Annotated in this window: 18 protein-coding genes; 13 read left to right on the top strand and 5 right to left on the bottom strand. The window is 70.2% G+C overall.

Annotation, left to right across the window (positions count from 1 at the left end):
- The first annotated feature begins 321 nt into the window (after positions 1-321).
- From rsmD to OG884_RS08805, 8 genes are all read left to right on the top strand, one after another.
- Positions 322-909 carry a 16S rRNA (guanine(966)-N(2))-methyltransferase RsmD gene (rsmD, locus tag OG884_RS08840; protein WP_326643963.1) on the top strand — a complete coding sequence of 196 codons (588 nt, stop codon included), beginning with the start codon at positions 322-324 and terminating at the stop codon, positions 907-909.
- A gap of 16 nt (positions 910-925) precedes the next feature.
- Positions 926-1,402 (top strand): pantetheine-phosphate adenylyltransferase, encoded by a 477-nt coding sequence (gene coaD / locus OG884_RS08835; protein ID WP_326643961.1) that lies wholly within the window; start codon positions 926-928, stop codon positions 1,400-1,402.
- Positions 1,403-1,468: 66 nt separating this feature from the next.
- Positions 1,469-2,023 carry a YceD family protein gene (locus OG884_RS08830; protein WP_326643958.1) on the top strand — a complete coding sequence of 185 codons (555 nt, stop codon included), beginning with the start codon at positions 1,469-1,471 and terminating at the stop codon, positions 2,021-2,023.
- A gap of 1 nt (position 2,024) precedes the next feature.
- Positions 2,025-2,204, top strand: coding sequence for a 50S ribosomal protein L32 (gene rpmF, locus OG884_RS08825; RefSeq protein WP_012894381.1), 180 nt, complete (start codon positions 2,025-2,027; stop codon positions 2,202-2,204).
- A 271-nt stretch (positions 2,205-2,475) separates the two neighbouring features.
- The gene (gene rnc, locus OG884_RS08820) at positions 2,476-3,147 is read left to right on the top strand and encodes a ribonuclease III (protein WP_326646883.1); all 672 of its coding nucleotides are present in this window, start codon (positions 2,476-2,478) and stop codon (positions 3,145-3,147) included.
- 22 nt (positions 3,148-3,169) lie between these two features.
- Positions 3,170-4,036, top strand: a complete 867-nt coding sequence (mutM, locus tag OG884_RS08815; protein ID WP_326643950.1) for a bifunctional DNA-formamidopyrimidine glycosylase/DNA-(apurinic or apyrimidinic site) lyase — start codon at positions 3,170-3,172, stop codon at positions 4,034-4,036.
- Complete coding sequence (locus OG884_RS08810; RefSeq protein ID WP_326643949.1) at positions 4,033-4,308, top strand: acylphosphatase; 276 nt, start codon at positions 4,033-4,035, stop codon at positions 4,306-4,308. Before mutM ends, OG884_RS08810 begins: the two co-directional genes overlap by 4 nt.
- Before the next feature lie 192 nt (positions 4,309-4,500).
- Positions 4,501-4,695 carry a hypothetical protein gene (locus OG884_RS08805; RefSeq protein ID WP_084195478.1) on the top strand — a complete coding sequence of 65 codons (195 nt, stop codon included), beginning with the start codon at positions 4,501-4,503 and terminating at the stop codon, positions 4,693-4,695.
- 65 nt (positions 4,696-4,760) lie between these two features.
- Here the strand turns inward: OG884_RS08805 and OG884_RS08800 are convergent, their stop codons facing one another.
- Positions 4,761-5,555: an alpha/beta hydrolase-fold protein gene (locus OG884_RS08800; protein WP_326643945.1), complete on the bottom strand. Its 795-nt coding sequence runs from the start codon at positions 5,553-5,555 to the stop codon at positions 4,761-4,763.
- Positions 5,556-5,719: 164 nt separating this feature from the next.
- On the opposite strand from OG884_RS08800, the gene smc reads away from it, so the two are divergent.
- Positions 5,720-9,403 (top strand): chromosome segregation protein SMC, encoded by a 3,684-nt coding sequence (gene smc / locus OG884_RS08795; RefSeq protein WP_326643943.1) that lies wholly within the window; start codon positions 5,720-5,722, stop codon positions 9,401-9,403.
- Positions 9,404-9,628: 225 nt separating this feature from the next.
- The gene (gene ftsY, locus OG884_RS08790) at positions 9,629-10,813 is read left to right on the top strand and encodes a signal recognition particle-docking protein FtsY (protein ID WP_442811656.1); all 1,185 of its coding nucleotides are present in this window, start codon (positions 9,629-9,631) and stop codon (positions 10,811-10,813) included.
- On the opposite strand, the gene OG884_RS08785 is transcribed toward ftsY, so the two are convergent.
- Positions 10,728-11,654 carry an iron chelate uptake ABC transporter family permease subunit gene (locus tag OG884_RS08785; protein ID WP_326643941.1) on the bottom strand — a complete coding sequence of 309 codons (927 nt, stop codon included), beginning with the start codon at positions 11,652-11,654 and terminating at the stop codon, positions 10,728-10,730. The genes ftsY and OG884_RS08785 overlap by 86 nt on opposite strands.
- A gap of 519 nt (positions 11,655-12,173) precedes the next feature.
- Here OG884_RS08785 and OG884_RS08780 point away from each other — a divergent pair.
- Complete coding sequence (locus OG884_RS08780) at positions 12,174-12,770, top strand: sigma-70 family RNA polymerase sigma factor (protein WP_326643939.1); 597 nt, start codon at positions 12,174-12,176, stop codon at positions 12,768-12,770.
- A 78-nt stretch (positions 12,771-12,848) separates the two neighbouring features.
- Here the strand turns inward: OG884_RS08780 and OG884_RS08775 are convergent, their stop codons facing one another.
- On the bottom strand, positions 12,849-13,685 hold the full coding sequence (locus OG884_RS08775) for a DMT family transporter (RefSeq protein ID WP_326643937.1): 837 nt from the start codon (positions 13,683-13,685) through the stop codon (positions 12,849-12,851).
- An 85-nt stretch (positions 13,686-13,770) separates the two neighbouring features.
- Between OG884_RS08775 and OG884_RS08770 the strand changes: the two genes are divergently transcribed.
- Both OG884_RS08770 and OG884_RS08765 read left to right on the top strand, forming a co-directional pair.
- A complete protein-coding gene (locus OG884_RS08770; protein ID WP_326643934.1) occupies positions 13,771-14,346 on the top strand; it encodes a helix-turn-helix domain-containing protein in 576 nt (191 codons plus the stop codon).
- A 215-nt stretch (positions 14,347-14,561) separates the two neighbouring features.
- The gene (locus OG884_RS08765) at positions 14,562-15,512 is read left to right on the top strand and encodes a polysaccharide deacetylase family protein (RefSeq protein WP_326643932.1); all 951 of its coding nucleotides are present in this window, start codon (positions 14,562-14,564) and stop codon (positions 15,510-15,512) included.
- A 183-nt stretch (positions 15,513-15,695) separates the two neighbouring features.
- Here the strand turns inward: OG884_RS08765 and OG884_RS08760 are convergent, their stop codons facing one another.
- Together OG884_RS08760 and OG884_RS08755 are read right to left on the bottom strand one after the other, a co-directional pair.
- Positions 15,696-15,845 carry a hypothetical protein gene (locus OG884_RS08760; RefSeq protein ID WP_326643930.1) on the bottom strand — a complete coding sequence of 50 codons (150 nt, stop codon included), beginning with the start codon at positions 15,843-15,845 and terminating at the stop codon, positions 15,696-15,698.
- A 187-nt stretch (positions 15,846-16,032) separates the two neighbouring features.
- Positions 16,033-16,656, bottom strand: coding sequence for a superoxide dismutase family protein (locus OG884_RS08755; protein WP_326643927.1), 624 nt, complete (start codon positions 16,654-16,656; stop codon positions 16,033-16,035).
- Between the last annotated feature and the right edge of the window lie 185 nt (positions 16,657-16,841).

The following is a 16,841-nucleotide window of genomic DNA, read 5'->3' as shown; positions in this document are numbered from 1 at the left end:
GACGGAACGACCCTTACGCTTTCGTCGCCACTCCTTGCCCACTCTTGACCTAGATCACCTACCAGGACCCTTTTGACCTGCGGTTATGTGATGCGTCGCGACACGCCGTGCTGTGCGCGGCGCACCTGGGCGTCTCAGGGGCCGGTGTCGGAACCGGTGTCGGAACCGGTATCGGGACCAGTGTCGGGACGGGGTGCGGGCCGCGTCTGACGGTGTCTGACGGCACTGGGCGGCGCCTGACGGAACCGGTATCGGGACAGGGGGCGGGCGGCGCCTGACGGTCCTGACGGCACTGGGCGGCGGCACTGAGAGGATGGCCGGGTGAGCCGAGTCATCGCGGGAAGCGCAGGGGGACGGCGGCTGGCCGTGCCGCCGGGGCGGGGGACCCGCCCCACGAGTGACAGGGCGAGGGAGGGGATCTTCTCCACGGTGGGGTCGCTGATCGGCCCGCTGGAGGGGTGCCGGGTGCTCGACCTCTACGCGGGCTCGGGCGCGCTCGGGCTTGAGGCGCTCTCCCGGGGGGCCGCCCGTGTGCTTCTCGTGGAGTCGGACGCCAGGGCGATCCGGACGATCAGGCAGAACGTCACCTCGCTGGGGTTGCCCGGAGCCGAGGTAGCCGCCGACAGGGTTGAGCGGCTGCTGGCCAGGGGTGTCGGGGACACCGGGGACACTGGGGAGCCCTACCACCTCGTCCTCGCCGACCCGCCGTACGCGCTGGGTGACGAAGAGGTGGGGACGGTGCTTGAGCTGCTACGTGACCGGGGCTGGCTGGCCGAGGACGCGCTCGTCGCGGTGGAACGTGAGAGCAGGGGTAGAGACCTCCTGTGGCCCACGGGCTACGAAGAGGAGAGGGTCCGTCGTTACGGTGAAGCGTCCGTTTGGTACGGTCGCGCCGCCGGGAATCCTTAAGAGCAGGGAGTCCACCTTGCGTCGCGTTGTCTGTCCGGGATCATTCGATCCCGTCACGAACGGTCATCTGGACATCATCGGCCGGGCTTCCCGGCAGTACGACGAGGTCGTTGTAGCCGTACTGATCAACATCGAGAAGAAGAGCCTCTTCACGGTGGATGAGCGCATCCAGACGCTCCGGACGGTCACCAAGGAGTACGGGAACGTCCGCGTGGACAAGTTCCACGGCCTCCTGGTCGACTACTGCAGGCAGCAGGAGATCCCCGCCATCGTGAAGGGCCTGCGCGCGATCAGCGACTTCGACTACGAGCTCCAGATGGCGCAGCTCAACTACCGGATGTCGGGGGTGGAGACGCTGTTCATGGCCACCGGCCCCGAGGTCTCCTTCCTGTCTTCCAGCCGCATCAAGGAGATCGTCAAGTACGGTGGCAGTGTGGCCGGACTGGTACCTGATCTTGTCCAGGAACTCCTGGTCGAACGGCTCAGGGGCTAGGCCCTGCTATTCTCTTGTTTCGGCCTTGCACGATGGCGATGATGCGCCATGCCTAATGAGAGTGAAATGATTCAGCGCAACCTTGACCCCCGAGCCCCGTGGGTGATCTCTACCCATGACCTGGGGCGACGACCAGGGTCAATGCGTCGGATGAATCTCGTTCTCCCGGCACCGGCGGACATCGGCGTCGACATGATCGGCGTCCCCAGGGACGCCGATGTCGAGCTGGACATCCGGCTTGAGGCGGTCATGGAGGGTGTGCTCGTCACGGGCACTGCGCAAGCCCCGCTGCGGGGGGAGTGCGCACGCTGCCTGGAGCCGGTCATCTCGCGAACCGAGGTGGACTTCCAGGAGCTGTTCTTCTACTCGGCAGAGGATGCTGCCGAGAGTGACTCGCTTCTCGACGGTGAACTTCTCGACCTCGAACCCGCGTTTCGCGACGCGGTGGTGCTCACACTGCCGTTGAGTCCGGTCTGCGGTGAAGACTGCACCGGGCTCTGCGCGGAGTGCGGGGTCAGGCTGGCGGATGCCGAGCCTGACCACGGCCATGAGGTGATCGACGCCCGCTGGGCGAAGTTGCAGGGTCTGGTTCCGGAACATAACAACGATCAGGAGAGCTGACGTGGCTGTCCCCAAGCGCAAGATGTCGCGGAGCAACACCCGCTCCCGCAGGTCGCAGTGGAAGGCCGCCGCGGTTTCGCTCGTGAGCTGCCCCCAGTGCCGCTCGCCGAAGCGTCCGCACGTGGCATGTCCGACCTGCGGCACTTACAACCGCCGTCAGGTGATCGAGCCCTCCGCCTGATCGCATTCTGACTGACGGATGCCGACCGGGTCCTCCACGGCCTCGGTCGGCGTCACCGTCTGCATCCCCTGCGATGGCGGCCCGCCCGCGGCTGTGGTGGACGCCGGGGTTCGCGGTAGAACGCGTGCCCTCCCGGCGCCCACCACATCTTCGGGCATCTCTCGTTCCTTCGCCATCGCGCATTCGATGAGAGAACGTGCGAGGAGAAGCCTTGGGTACGAGCGTCAAGCCGGTCGCCGTCGAGTTCGTCAAGAACGAGCTTGAGCGCCTTCTGTCGGTGCGCCTGGACGTCGCCATCCTGGAGCGTGCGCTGACGCACCGCTCCTACGCGTACGAGAACGGCGGCCTGCCGACCAACGAGCGCCTGGAGTTCCTGGGCGACTCGGTGCTGGGCCTGGTCGTCACCGACAGCCTCTACCGCAACCATCCAGACCTGCCCGAGGGGCAGCTCGCCAAGCTCAGGGCCGCGGTGGTGAACATGCGCGCCCTCGCCGATGTGGCCCGCTCGCTGGGCCTTGGCCGCTTCCTGCGGCTCGGCCGGGGCGAGGAGGGCACCGGGGGGCGTGACAAGTCCTCGATCCTCGCGGACACCCTTGAGGCGCTCATCGGCGCGGTCTACGTGAACAGGGGCCTGGACGAGGCGTTCCGCGTCGTCCACCTGCTCTTCGATCCCCTCATCACCCGCTCCGCCTCGCTCGGCGCCGGGCTCGACTGGAAGACCTCCCTGCAGGAGCTCACCGCGTCCGAGTCGCTCGGCGTGCCCGAATACCATGTCGAGGAGAGCGGCCCCGACCACGCCAAGTCCTTCACCGCGGTCGTTCGCGTCGGCGGAGAGGGGTACGGTTCGGGATCCGGCCGCTCAAAGAAGGAAGCCGAGCAGCAGGCCGCCGAGGCGGCCTGGAACAGGATCCGCCAGGACCGCGACAGGCGCGAAGCCGGCTGACTCGTCGCCAAAGGAGGGGTGCATGCCCGAACTGCCCGAGGTCGAGGTGGTACGCCGTGGCCTGGAGCGGTGGGTTTCCGGCAGGGTCGTCGCCCATGCCGAGGTGCTCCACCCGAGGGCGATCAGGCGGCATCTTCCCGGAGCCGAGGAGTTCTCCGCCCGGCTGCAGGGCCGCACCGTCGGCCCGGCGGAGCGCAGGGGTAAGTACCTCTGGCTGCCGCTGGACGGCTCCGGCGCGATCCTGGCGCACCTTGGGATGAGCGGCCAGCTGCTGGTCGTGGAGCCGGACTCGGCATCGGAGAAGCACCTGCGGGTCCGGATCGGCTTCACCGACGGCGGCCCGGAGCTGCGCTTCGTCGATCAGCGAACCTTCGGCCACGTGCTGGTGACCACCATGACCCGGGCCGGCGGCCGGGCGGTGCCCGAGCCGATCGCGCACATCGCGGCCGACCCGTTCGAGAGGCATTTCGACGACGAGGCGTTCGCCCGCCGGCTGCGCGTCCGGCAGACCGAGGTCAAGCGCGCGCTTCTGGACCAGTCGCTGATCAGCGGTGTCGGCAACATCTATGCCGACGAGGCGCTCTGGCGGGCCGGACTGCACGGTGCCAGGCCCACCGGGTCGCTGACCAGGCCGAAGATCGCCGAGCTGCTGGGCGCCGCCAGGGAGGTGATGTCCGCCGCACTGGCCGAGGGCGGCACATCTTTCGACAGTCTTTACGTGAATGTCAATGGTGAGAGCGGTTACTTCGACCGTTCCCTCGCTGTCTACGGCAGGCGCGACGAGCCCTGTTCCCGGTGCGGTGCCCTGATCGTCCGCGAGTCGTTCATGAACCGCTCCTCCTACAGTTGCCCTCGCTGCCAGCCCAGGCCGAGGGGGGCCGCGGAGTGACGGACGTGCGGCTGACCGCCTGGGTCAGAGGTCGTGTGCAGGGTGTGGGGTTCCGCTGGTGGGCGCGGGCCAGGGCGCTGGAGCTCGGCCTGGTCGGCTGGGCACGCAACACGGCCGACGGCCGGGTCGAGGTGGTCGCGCAGGGTCCTGAGCAGTCGTGCTCCATGCTGCTTGAGCTGCTCAGGGGTGGTGAGACACCCGGCAGGGTGGACGGGGTCGTCGAACGTTGGAGCGAGGTCAAAGGTAGTCCCGAAGGTTTCGTTGAGCGTTGACCACTTTCCAGACCCACCCAAAATAAGGTATAGTTAACTGTCGAGAGTGCCTACTGGTGCATCCACTCGGAGCGTTCAACTTGACCGTCTCCCTCACCGGTGCGACTCTTGCATAAAGAACCACGCGCACCCCTCCCGCGGCAAAGAAGTGCGCGAACCAGTCTGGTCACTCAGCGTGGAGGACCCTTTACTATGGCGAAGGCTCTACTCGGCCACGTCGGCGGTCCCGACCCTCGTATGGTCTCGGAAATGCGTCGTCTTCAACAACGCATCCGTGATCTCGAGGGAGAGCTCACCCGGCTCCAGGCCCAGAACGACGAACTCGCGGCAAGTGCCCGCGATGAGGAGTTCAACCGTCTGCAGGATCGTGAGCCGGCCCTCACTTAACGGGGCCGGGGCGGAAACACACTGTCCGGGGACGCCTCGTCGGGGCGTCCCTTGTCATATACGTGTCATATATGTCGTGCGAGGAAGGCCAGCTGCTCGGGTAACACCCTGCGGCGATAGGCCGTGTCCTGGCATCCGTCGCTGATCCCTCCCTCGGCCGTGGCGCCCAGTGCCTTCAGGCCCTTCAGCATGGTCTGGGTCTGCCGTGCCCATGCGTCGCGCTCTCCACACCCCAGCCAGACCGGGATGTTCACGAGTTCGCGCAGCGGCGCCTGCGCCGCGCTCACCGTCGGCGATGCCGCGACGACCGCCCCCACCTGTGCGGGGCCCAGCTCCGCGGCCAGCCTCAGCGCCCCCGCGCCGCCCGCCGACCAGCCCATCAGCCCGATCTTCGTGGTGTCCATCCCGTTCATGCTCAGGTAGGGCAGCAGGGTTCCCGGGATGTCGGCGGAGGGCCAGTCGTCGATGGAGGCCAGCGCGAAGCGCCCGCCCCCGGCGGCCAGATAGCGGTCGATCGCGTAGACGTCGAACGGCGTGCGCGCGTCACCCGCGGCCCCGTGAAGCATGATCACCACGGGTAGCCCGTCCGCCGCCCCCGGGGGCAGCCCGACGATGACCCGCCGCCGGTCGACCCGGCTGCGCTGGAGCGTTCCAGGAGACGTCACCGGGGGTGCGGGGACCAAGCCGCAGACGATCTGGGCGTACGCCCCCCGGATGCCGTCGGGGCCGGCCGCCAGCACGGCGCCACCGAGGCCCAGCGCGGCCAGTCCGCCGCCCACCAGGAAGGCGCGCCGCCCGAGACGACCCCTGCCGCTCGATGGGCGTGACGGAGCTCCGTCGGCACCGCGTTCACCGTTCATGCAGGGCACCATAGGCGGTGTGCGGGCGGGTGCGGGTGAAGAACGGTAGTCTTCCCGCGTTGGCGAAGCCGTGGGCTGACGAGGGATGACGCGTTCATCGGTGCCGGGGGTGCGGCGCGTGACGCGCAGGCCGGCGCGGCCGCACCGTGAACGGGGGGTTTTCCTTGTATCTCAAGACCCTTACCCTGCGCGGTTTCAAATCCTTCGCCTCGGCCACCACGCTCAGGTTCGAGCCGGGTATCACCGCGGTCGTCGGCCCCAACGGGTCCGGCAAGTCCAACGTGGTCGACGCCCTGGCCTGGGTCATGGGGGAGCACAGCGCCAAGTCGCTGCGCGGTGGCAAGATGGAGGACGTCATCTTCGCCGGCACCTCCTCGCGGGCACCGCTGGGCCGCGCCGAGGTCACGTTGACCATCGACAACACCGACGGCATGCTCCCGATCGACTACACCGAGGTGACGATCAGCCGCCTGATGTTCCGGGCCGGCCAGAGCGAGTACGCCATCAACGGCGACATCTGCCGCCTGCTCGACATCCAGGAACTGCTGTCCGACTCCGGCATCGGCCGCGAGATGCACGTCATCGTCGGCCAGGGCCAGCTCGACCAGGTGCTGCACGCGGGACCCGAGGAGCGCCGGGCGTTCATCGAGGAGGCCGCGGGCGTTCTGAAGCACCGCAAGCGCAAGGAGAAGGCGCTGCGGAAGCTCGACGCGATGCAGGCCAACATGACCCGGGTCCAGGACCTCACCACCGAGCTGCGCCGCCAGCTCAAACCGCTGGGCCGCCAGGCCGAGATCGCCCGCAGGGCCGCCGTCATCCAGGCAGACCTCCGCGACGCCAGGCTCCGGCTGCTCGCCGACGACGTGCTCACCCTGCGGACCACCCTGGAGCGGGAGATGGCCGACGAGGCGGCGGTCCTCGCCCGCCGCACCGCTGTGGAGATCGAGCTGGAGCAGGGGCAGGCCGCCGAGGCCGAGCTGGAGGGCGCCGAGGCCGAGGCCCAGCCGCGCCTGGCCGCCGCACAGGAGACGTTCTTCCGGCTCTCCTCCCTCCGCGAGCGGCTCAGGGGCCTGGCAGGGCTCGCCGCCGAGCGGCACCGGCACGCCACCGACAACGCGGTGGAGCGGCGGGGGCGTGATCCCGAGGATTTCGAACGTGAGGCCGAGGAGGTCCGCGAGCAGGAGCGGGTCCTGGTCGAACTGCTCGAAGGGGAGCGGGAGTCACTCGCCGAGGCCGTGGCCCGGCGTGCCGAGACCGAGGCCGCGCTCGCCGCGGAGGAGCGGCGGCTGGGCGCGGAGGCCAGGGCCGCCGCCGACCGGCGCGAGGGCCTGGCCAGGCTCAGGGGTCAGGCCGGGGCCGCGCGCAGCCGGGCGGGGGCCGCAGAGGAGGAGATCGGCCGGTTGCGGCGCTCGCTGGAGGAGGCCGAGCAGCGCGCAGAGGGAGCCCGCGCCGAGTACGACGGCCAGGAAAGTGCCGAGCCGACCGCCGACCCGGCCCTCGCCGAGGAGCTGGAGATCGCTCTGGAGACGGTCGAGCAGGCCAGGGAGTCCGTCGAGTCGGCCAGGGCCGGAGGCGAGGAGGTCAAGGCGGCCGTCGCGGGCCCGAACGCCGCGCTCGCCGCCGCCAGGGCCGCCCTCGCCGCGGCACGCAAGGCCGACCAGCAGGCGCAGCGCCAGGTGGCCGCGCTGGAGGCCAGGTTCGAGGCTCTGGAGCTGGGGCTGGCCGGTGGTGCCGACGGTGGAGCCGCGCTGCTCGCCGCCGACCTGGCCGGGGTGCTCGGGCCGGTGGCGACCATGCTGTCGGTGCGGGCCGGCGCCGAGGAGGCCATCGCCGCAGTGCTCGGGGCCGACGCCGAGGCCGTCGCCGTCGAGTCGCTGCAGAGCGCGGCCGACGCCATCGAGTTCCTCAGGGGCCACGACGGCGGCCGGGCCGGTCTCGTCATCGCCGCGGGTGGAGCGGCGGTCCCACCGGGCCAGGTGCCGCAGGCCGGTGCGGAGTGGGCGATCGACCTGGTCACGGTCTCCGCCGAGCTGCGGGCCGCCGCCACCCACCTGCTGGCGGGCGTGCTGGTCGTGGACGATCTCGCGATCGCGAGGAAGACGGTCGAGCAGTACCCCGAGCTGCGGGCCGTCACCCGCTCCGGCGACCTCCTGGGTGCCCACGTCGCCGGCGGCGGCTCGGCGGGCGGCACCTCCGCCATCCAGATGCGGGCCGCGCTCGACGAGGCGGCCGCCGACCTGGCCGAGGCCAGGGTCGCCGCCGAGCTGGCGGCAATGGAGCTGGAGGAGACCGCACAGGCCGAGGGGGAGGCGCAGCTCGCGGTCGAGACCGCCCAGGCGCGGGTCGCCGACGCGCAGACGGGGGTGCAGAACACGCAGGCCGCCTTCAACGCGGCGCAGGCCGCCCTGGACCGGGTCAGGGCGAGGCAGCGCGACGTGGACCAGAAGGTCGCCGCGGTGGCCAGGCGGCTCGCCCAGCTGGACGCCGCCGCCAAGGCGGCCCGTGAGGAGTGCGAGCGCCTGGCAGGGGGCGTACGGGCGGCCGAGGAGGCGCGTGACCGCGACACGGCCGGTTTCGCCGAGCTGGAGGAGCGGCTCGCCGAGGCCGTAGGTGCCGAGGAGCAGCAGAGCGAGCCCGGCACCGACCTGCGCGACGAGCTCGCCGAGATCTGCGCGACGGCCAGGCAGGACGAGATGGAGGCCCGCCTCACCGTACGGACGGCGGAGGAGCGGGTCAGGAGCATCGACGGCAGGGCCGAGGAGCTGACGCGCGCCGCGGAGCGCGAGCGCGAGGAGCGTGCCAGGGCGGCCGAGCACAGGGAGCGGCGGCGTGAGCAGGCGCGGACGGCCCAGGCGGTCGTCAGGGGCGCGGAGCTGGCGCTGCGCGCGCTGGAGACCTCCCTGACCGCCGCCGCCGGAGAGCGCGACGAGGCGGAGCGGGCACGCGGGCAGATCGACGCCTCGCTCAAGGCGGTCAGGGTCCGGGTCCGGGAGCTCACCGGCGAGCTGGACAAGCTGGTCAATCGGGCGCACGGCAGCGAGGTGGCCCGCACCGAGCAGCGGCTCCGCCTGGAGCAGCTCCAGGGGCGGGCGGTGGAGGAGTACGGCGTCGAGACCGAGACCCTCATCGCCGAGTACGGCCCCGGCGAGCCGGTTCCGACGGAGGACGGCGAGCCCATCCCCTACGACCGCGAGGAGCAGCTCAAACGGGCCAGGGCGGCCGACCGCCAGATGGCCCAGCTCGGCAAGGTCAACCCGCTCGCGCTTGAGGAGTTCGCGGCGCTGGAGGAGCGGCACGCGTTTCTCACCTCGCAGCTGGAAGACCTCAAGAAGACCCGCCGCGACCTGCTGCTGGTGGTCAAGGAGGTCGACGAGCGGGTCGAGCAGGTCTTCGGCGCCGCGTTCGCGGACGTGGCCCGCGAGTTCGAGACGATCTTCACGCGGGTGTTCCCGGGTGGTGAGGGCAGGCTGCTGCTCACCGACCCGCAGGACATGCTGACCACCGGTGTCGAGGTCGAGGCCCGGCCGCCGGGCAAGAAGGTCAAGCGGCTGTCGCTGCTGTCCGGCGGTGAGCGGTCGCTGACCGCCGTGGCGTTCCTCGTGTCCATCTTCAAGGCGCGGCCCTCGCCGTTCTACGTGATGGACGAGGTCGAGGCCGCGCTGGACGACACCAACACCCAGCGCCTGCTGACCCTCTTCGAGGAGCTCCGGCAGACCTCGCAGATCATCATCATCACCCACCAGAAGCGCACCATGGAGATCGCCGACGCGCTGTACGGCGTGTCGATGCGCGGGGACGGCGTCACCCAGGTCATCAGCCAGCGCCTGAGGGAGAACGAGCCCGCCTGAGGTCCCCAGGGGGCCTGGAGAGAGCCCGCGGGATGAGGCGCCGGTAGGCCGTGAACCTGCCCGAGCCCTCGGGGGCGGTCCGGGGCCGTCCTCACGATGAACGAGTCCGTCCGGGTCTTTGAGGGTGGTCCGCCCGGTCGGGGGTGACCGGTGACGAGGGACCGCGCACCCGTCCGGGCACCTTGAGGTCGGAGCATCCCGGGCCGTCTGGAAAACTGTGGTCTTGTGGAAGGCTATCTCGGCATAATCGCGATCATCGTCGTCGTCGCCCTGCTGGCGGCAGGCGGCATGCTCCTGCTGTTCAGGAGGGGGGGCACCAGTGCGCCGCCGCGGGTCGAGGCGCCCGAGGCGCCGACGACCCCCGAGGAGACGCGGGCCCCCGGCAGGGGCGCGGTCGTGGAGGACGACGAGGCGACGACCACCCTGCCGCCGCCGGCCAGGCCGGTCGAGCCCGAGGCCGTCGTCATCCCGGAGATCGAGATCCCGCCGCCGTCCGCCGGCCGGATGGTGCGGCTCCGCGCCCGGCTGGCCCGGTCGCAGAGCACCCTGGGCAAGGGGCTTCTTGAGCTGCTCTCCCGTGACCGTCTCGACGACGACGCCTGGGACGAGATCGAGGAGACCCTGATCACCGCGGACGTCGGCGTGGCGCCGACCCAGGCGATGGTCGAGGAGCTGCGTACCCGGGTGAAGGTGCTGGGCAGCCGGACGCCCGAGGAGGCACGCGCCCTGCTCAAGGAGCAACTGCTCGGCCAGATCGGTGCCGACATGGATCGTACGCTGCACGTCAAGCCGCACGGTGAGCGTCCCGCGGTGGTCCTCGTGGTCGGGGTCAACGGCACCGGCAAGACCACCACCACGGGCAAGCTGGCGCGCGTCCTCATCGGCGACGGCGGCAAGGTCGTGCTGGGTGCCGCCGACACCTTCCGCGCCGCCGCCGCCGACCAGCTGCAGACCTGGGGAGACCGGGTTGGGGCAGCGGTCGTACGCGGCCCGGAGGGCGGTGACCCCGCCTCGGTGGCCTTCGACGCCGTGGCCGAGGGCATCAGGGAGAAGGCCGACGTGGTGATCGTCGACACCGCCGGGCGGCTGCACACCAAGACCGGTCTGATGGACGAGCTCGGCAAGGTCAAGCGCGTCATCGAGAAGAAGGCCACCGTCGACGAGGTCCTGCTCGTCCTCGACGCCACCACGGGTCAGAACGGCATGCGCCAGGCCCAGGTGTTCGCCGAGGTGGTCAACATCACCGGCATCGCCCTGACCAAGCTTGACGGCACCGCCAAGGGCGGCATCATCATCTCCGTCCAGCGCGAGCTGGGCGTCCCGGTCAAGCTGGTCGGCCTTGGCGAGGGTCCCGACGACCTCGCCCCTTTCGATCCCGAGGTCTTCGTGGACGCGCTCCTCGGGGAGTGAGTCCCGCCCGGTTGAGCCGGTCGGTCTCGGGGAGAGGCCGATCGGTGTGGCCCGGTTCGATCCCGAGGTCTTCGTGGACGCGTTCCTCGATGAGAGGCCGGACGGGCCTGGCCCGGTTCGATCCCGAGGTCATGGAGATCCAGGCCCGCTGTCGCTGCCCGCCTGACAGCTCGTCCAGCGGACGATCGCCCAGGTCGAGCAGGCCGGTCATGGCCAGGGCCACGCCGACCGCGGACTCGTCGTCGGACGACCACTGCCGGTACCAGGTCTGGTGCGGGTGCCTTCCCCTGGCGACCAGGTCCGCGCCGACGACCAGGACCGCGCCGGTGAGGGCCGAGACGACCAGCGGTGGCTGCGCCACCCCGGCCAGGCGCAGCGCGATCTGCGGGGCGGTCAGGGCGACGAACGCGATCGGCCCGGCGGAGGCGGTCGCCGTCGCCGCGAGAAGTACGGCCGCGAGGATCATCAGGCCCCTGGCGAGGTTCATCCGCACTCCCAGGCCGGTCACGGTGTCGTCGCCGAAGCGCAGCGCGCCGAGCGAGGCGGTGCCGACCAGGACCAGCCGGTAGCCGTCCATGCCGCTACGCCAGGCCAGCAGGTAGACGGTCAGCGCGCCGAGCAGGCCGCCGAGCAGGGCCGCCGCGGGGACGCCCGCCTCGGCGAGGACACCGCTCACGCCGCCCCAGGTGTTTCCCGCCGCTACGATGACCGCGACCACGGTCACGCTGGCGCCGGTGGTGACGCCCAGGATGTCGGGGCCGGCCAGCGGGTTGCGGGTCCGGTCTCTGCCGGTCGCGGTTGGCCCGCGACAGGAACGCGCCCCAGGGCGGCGCCTTCTCAAATACTGATTAATTTCAGGTACCCGTACATCACATACTTGGACGCGACCACGGTACGAGCCGTGTCCGCCAAGGGGAGCGCGTGCGGTGAACCGCCGGGGTATGCCGGGCCGTCTTCCAAGTGGAGATTAAGTCCCCAACGCGTGGGAAGCGGGAAGGCGTGGAGATGGGTCTTGGAACTTCTGTGGGCGTAGGCCTCGATCCGGAGGCTATCCGGTGGCGAGTCCGTCAGGCGTGGCGATTGACACCTTTCCTAACCCGAAAGATGTCACTACCTGAGGCTATGTGATGATAGACACACCTTCGACCGAATCCGGAGAACGATGTTACGATATTGATACTTGTTCGGCTGTAGGGCGTGTCGTGCCCGCCGTTGGCGCAGTCGGCGAGCAGCCTCCCGATCGCGCAGGGCTTTTAACGGCCCCCTTACGGGGTGCCTGCGAGCATCGGCTACGCCGTCAGAAAGGGTGCGCCGCAGCCTTGCCGGGCGGCAGCGGGGGGAAAAGCACGAGGGGGGTCCAATGATCACGATGACGGAAGAGCAACGCCAGGACTGGTTCGAACGCGATGTCGTGCCGGTCACCGGTCAGCTCTACGCGTCCGCGATGCGTCTGACCCGCAACACCGCCGACGCGGAGGACCTGGTCCAGGAGACCGTCACCAAGGCGTTCACCTCATACCACCAGTTCCGCGAGGGTACCAACCTCAAGGCGTGGCTGCACCGCATCCTGACCAACAACTTCATCAACGACTACCGCAAGAAGCAGCGCTCGCCCAAGCTCTCGGCCGCCGAGGAGATCGAGGACTGGCAGCTCGCCGCCGCCGAGTCCCACATGTCCAGTGGTCTCAAGTCCGCCGAGACCGAGGCACTGGAGCAGCTGCCCGACAGTGCGGTCATGAACGCCCTACGTGCCCTGCCTGAGGACTTCCGGGTCGCCGTCTACCTGGCCGACGTCGAGGGCTTCGCCTACAAGGAGATCGCCGAGCGGATGGGCACCCCCATCGGCACGGTCATGTCCCGCCTCCACCGCGGTCGCCGCCAGCTCCGTACCATGCTTGAGGACTACGCCCGCGAGGAGGGCGGCCTCCGCTCGTCCGAGCAGGTCCAGGTCGCCTGAGCCGTTTCCCGCCTTCCCGCCTCGCCTTCCTGCTTTCTTGCCGGGACACCGCGAGGCCGGGAGGCCGGGACGGACGGGTCAACCGGATGCGATCAGCGCGACCGCGGCGAGCGTGAAGCCGATGCCCACGGTCTGCACGGTGTTGAGCCGTTCCCCCAGCACCTGACGGGCCAGCAGCAGCGTGCTCGCCGGGTAGAGCGAGACCAGGACGCCGACGAGGCTCAGCAGCCCTCGCTGCTGGGCGAGCATGAAGAGCACGTTGGCGACCATGTCGAGCGTTCCGGCCGCGATGATGACGCGCAGCGCGCCCGGTCCCGGCCGCAGGGTGCGGCCGGTGGACAGGGCCAGCAGTGCGATGAGGGTGACCGAGGCCAGGCGTGCCCCGACCAGAGGCCACACGCCACCTTCCGCCGGGGCCTGGGCGAGCATGATGAAGAAGCCGCCGAAACCCGCGCCCGCGGCGAGTGAGGCCAGGATCGGGCCGTACCCTCTGACGCTTTTCCCACGGGAGGAGTCGCGGCTCACCAGTAGCACCGCCAGCAGTGCGAGAACCACCCCCGCCAGCGCGATCGGCTCCGGACGCTCTCCGACGGCCAGCCCGAACAGCACGGGCAGCACCGCCGAGACGGTCGCGGTGATCGGCGCCACCACCGACATCACGCCGGTGGCCAGCGCCCGGTAGAACAGCACCACCGCCGCCGCGCCGCAGAGACCGGAGGCCGCGCCCCAGGCCAGCGTCACGGGTGCCGGGGTTCCCGGCAGGGCCGGTAGCAGCGCGACGGCCACGGCCAACCCTGCGACCTGGGAGAGGACCACCACGGCGAGCACCCGCGACCGGCGAGTGGCCATGCCGCCCAGGAAGTCCGCGGTGCCGTAGACCATCGCGCAGGCCGTCGCCAGCACCACAGCGGTCACGCGTCACCTCAGTTCAATGGACTGTACTCCTAGGACAATATATGAAGTGCAATGGAGTGCCAACAAAGTTCACTAAACTGAACTTGTGGACCCAGAGACGATCACTGCCGCAGTCGCCAACAACGTGCGGGCCCAGCGGGCGCACCGGCAGATGACCCTCGACGAGCTCGCCGCGCGCTCCGGGGTGAGCCGGGGCATGCTCGTCCAGGTCGAGCAGGGCAGGACCAACCCGAGCATCACCACGCTCACCCGCATCGCCGACGCGCTCGGGGTGACCGTCGCACGGATGGTGGAGGTCTCCGACACGCCCGTGGTCCGGGTGGTCCACAGATCGGACGTGGTCACCTTCCCGCACGGCGAATCCAGCACCGCGCGCCTGCTGGTCGGCACCGACGCGCCCGCCATCCTGGAGCTGTGGGACTGGCGGCTGGCCCCCGGCGACCACCATGACGGCGACGCCCACCCCCCGGGAACCCGCGAGATGCTGACCGTGCTGGAGGGACGGCTCACCCTCTCGGTGTACGGCAGGAGCCACACCGTTGAGGAGGGTGACGCGGTCGTGTTCAGTGCCGACCGCCCGCACAGGTACGCCAACGAGGGGGACGTCCCGCTGCGGTTCATGATGGTCGTGACCGAGCCCCGGGAGACGCCGGACCGCTGACCGATATGAGACGTTCGCTGGACAGAGCCCTTTTAAGGCGCTAACTGGCCTCATCAGATGAGACATCGCCCCAGGTTATGCATCTCACTGAATGTGGCGCGTCGATACGGACAACTGGCGATTGACGCCCCATCCTGGTAGAAGTCCCGGCCATGATCCTGCGGGGGAGGCCGCCGGGGCTGCTTGTCGTCCCCGCGCCGCTTTCTGGGGGAAGCATGCGGGTATGGATGGCGGTGGCGACCCTGCTGCTCGTGGTCGCGGGATGCGCTTCCCCGAGCACCACGACGGGCTCGCCCGAGCCGGCGGCGCCCACCGGGACCATCGCGCCCACCGGGAGACCCACCCCGATCGAGCCGACCGCCCCGATCGAGCCGACCGCCCCGATCGAGCCGACCGCCCCCATCGTGCCCATCGTGCCCGCGCCTGCCGGTACCCCCGCCGGCGGCGTGCCCTCACCGGCCGGTTCCGGGAGGGCCGGCGCGAGGAAGGCCGAGGTCCGGCCGGGCCGGCCGGCGGGAAACCTCCCCGCCCCGCGCCCGGCGCGCAGGATCGACTGCGAGCGGGTCAAGTGCGTGGCGCTGACCTTCGACGACGGTCCGGGTGCCTACACCGAGAGCCTGCTCGACATGCTCGCCAGGCACCGGAACAGGGCGACCTTCTTCGTCGTCGGGCAGATGGTGCCGGGGAAGGGGGAGAGCATCCTCCGCAGGATGGTGGCCGAGGGGCACGAGCTGGGCAACCACAGCTGGAACCACCCGGAGCTACCCGGCCTGTCGGAGGTCGGTATCAGAGAGCAGCTGAACCGTACCCAGTGGATCGTCAAGCGCGCGACGGGGGTGACGATGGACCTCATACGCCCCCCGTACGGGGCGACCGATGCCCGGGTCGCCGCGGAGAGCCGCCACCTGGGGCTGGCCCAGATCATGTGGGACGTCGACACGCTCGACTGGCGTGACAGGGACTCCTCGCTCGTCGCCCGCCGCGCGGCCGAGGCGACACCGGGCTCCATCGTGTTGATGCACGACATCCATCTCTCCACCGTTCAGGCCGTCCCGCGGCTGCTGCACCATTTCGCCGCCAGGGGCTACAGGTTGGTGACGCTCTCGGAGCTGTACGGGAGGCGCCTGCTGTCGGGCAGGAAGTACCCCAGAGACAGCGGCTTCTGACCTCCGGTGACGGCCCCGCCCGGGAGGACCTCCGGTGACGGCCCCGCCCGGGAGGACCTCCGGTGACGGCCCCACCCGGGAGGAGGGCGGCCTGACGATCACCGTCGAGCTGCTGTACGAGAGCCCCTGACCAGATCCGGTACGGCTCCGTTCCCCCGAGCGGAGGCCGTACCGGTCGTGCTCTCAGGTGAGCAGTAGTACGAGCGCGGTGAAGGCCACCCACGCGAACAGCAGGGCCAGACGCATCCGGCCGGTCACGACCTGCATGGTGATGATCCCCCTTTCTATGCGGAAATCCTGCCCGGCCGCTCTTGGAGGGGGGTTGGAAGTCACTGGGGCCGATCCTGCCGATCCTGCCGATCCCGCCGTGGTGAGGCGTGGTGAGACGTAGTGAGGCATGGTGAGGATCGGTCAGGCGCTGCCCCGCAAGGCGCGAGAGGAGCGGCGGCGTGTGGCGGTGATCGGCGACGGCGCGGCGCCGCCTGACCGCGGTGGGCGGAGGATCCAGGGGATGGAACCCCTAATGCCTGATGATCACGCCGCAGGCGACGCGTCCGCCGGAGTCTCCCGCCTTGAGGGTTTCCGCGTCCGGGCCGCCTGTGCCGGCCGGGTCGCCGGGATCGGCGGGGTGGCCGTAGCGGTCGGGGATGTTGGCATGGTTGTCGGGCAGCATGTGGACGACGATGGAGCTGCCGTCGGAGTCGAAGAGCTGTCCCACCCGGAAGCGGTCGGTCACGACCGTGGCCTCACCGGTGCCGTCCGCGGCGACGAGGAGGTTGGGCAGGTCGCCGGAGTGATCGCCGTGCGTGGCCGAGTGGATGGTGAAGTGCGCGCCCGCGCTGGAGAAGGGGCTGCGGGTGACCGGGTCGATCGCCTTGGGGTCGCAGACACCCCTGGTGTGGATGTGGAAGCCGTGATAGCCGGCGTTCAGGCCGCTGACGGAGACCGTGAGCCTGGACTTGTTGTACGGCTTGTGGTCGATGCGCAGAAAGCCGACGTTCTTCCCGGCCGTGTTCTTGATGACGGCCTCGGCCGACGGCCAGGGCCATCGTGGCACGTGTGACGTCGCCTGGGCGGTCGCGCCGGTGCCGGCCGCCAGCGTGCCGAGCGCGACGGCCAGGGCGAGACAGGTCCTGTGAAACATGAGAGATCCCCCGTACGGTTCCCGGGCTCCCCCTCAGGTGGGGGGAGCGGCCCCAGCACAGGTTCATACCCCAACGGGGACGGGCACCCGCGTCACCACGCCGCCCCTGTGGGCACTCGGGGTGATCGCCGGCTCGTCGTGTTTACCCGGCGGGCGTCCGACCTGCCCGGCCCGCGTGGTGACGC

It is taken from the genome of Streptosporangium sp. NBC_01755, assembly GCF_035917995.1.
In the GTDB taxonomy this organism is placed as follows: domain Bacteria; phylum Actinomycetota; class Actinomycetes; order Streptosporangiales; family Streptosporangiaceae; genus Streptosporangium.
The sequence above is the reverse complement of the archived record's forward strand: the minus strand, read 5'-3'. Positions and strand labels throughout refer to the sequence as shown.

Bases quoted from the DNA above. Each gene is read 5' to 3' on its own strand.
- OG884_RS08830 (WP_326643958.1), top strand. From the start codon at position 1,469: ATGATTCAGCGCAACCTTGACCCCCGAGCCCCGTGGGTGATCTCTACC.
- mutM (WP_326643950.1), top strand. From the start codon at position 3,170: ATGCCCGAACTGCCCGAGGTCGAGGTGGTACGCCGTGGCCTGGAGCGG.
- OG884_RS08805 (WP_084195478.1), top strand. From the start codon at position 4,501: ATGGCGAAGGCTCTACTCGGCCACGTCGGCGGTCCCGACCCTCGTATG.
- OG884_RS08800 (WP_326643945.1), bottom strand. From the start codon at position 5,555: ATGAACGGTGAACGCGGTGCCGACGGAGCTCCGTCACGCCCATCGAGC.
- OG884_RS08780 (WP_326643939.1), top strand. From the start codon at position 12,174: ATGATCACGATGACGGAAGAGCAACGCCAGGACTGGTTCGAACGCGAT.
- OG884_RS08765 (WP_326643932.1), top strand. From the start codon at position 14,562: ATGCGGGTATGGATGGCGGTGGCGACCCTGCTGCTCGTGGTCGCGGGA.
- OG884_RS08755 (WP_326643927.1), bottom strand. From the start codon at position 16,656: ATGTTTCACAGGACCTGTCTCGCCCTGGCCGTCGCGCTCGGCACGCTG.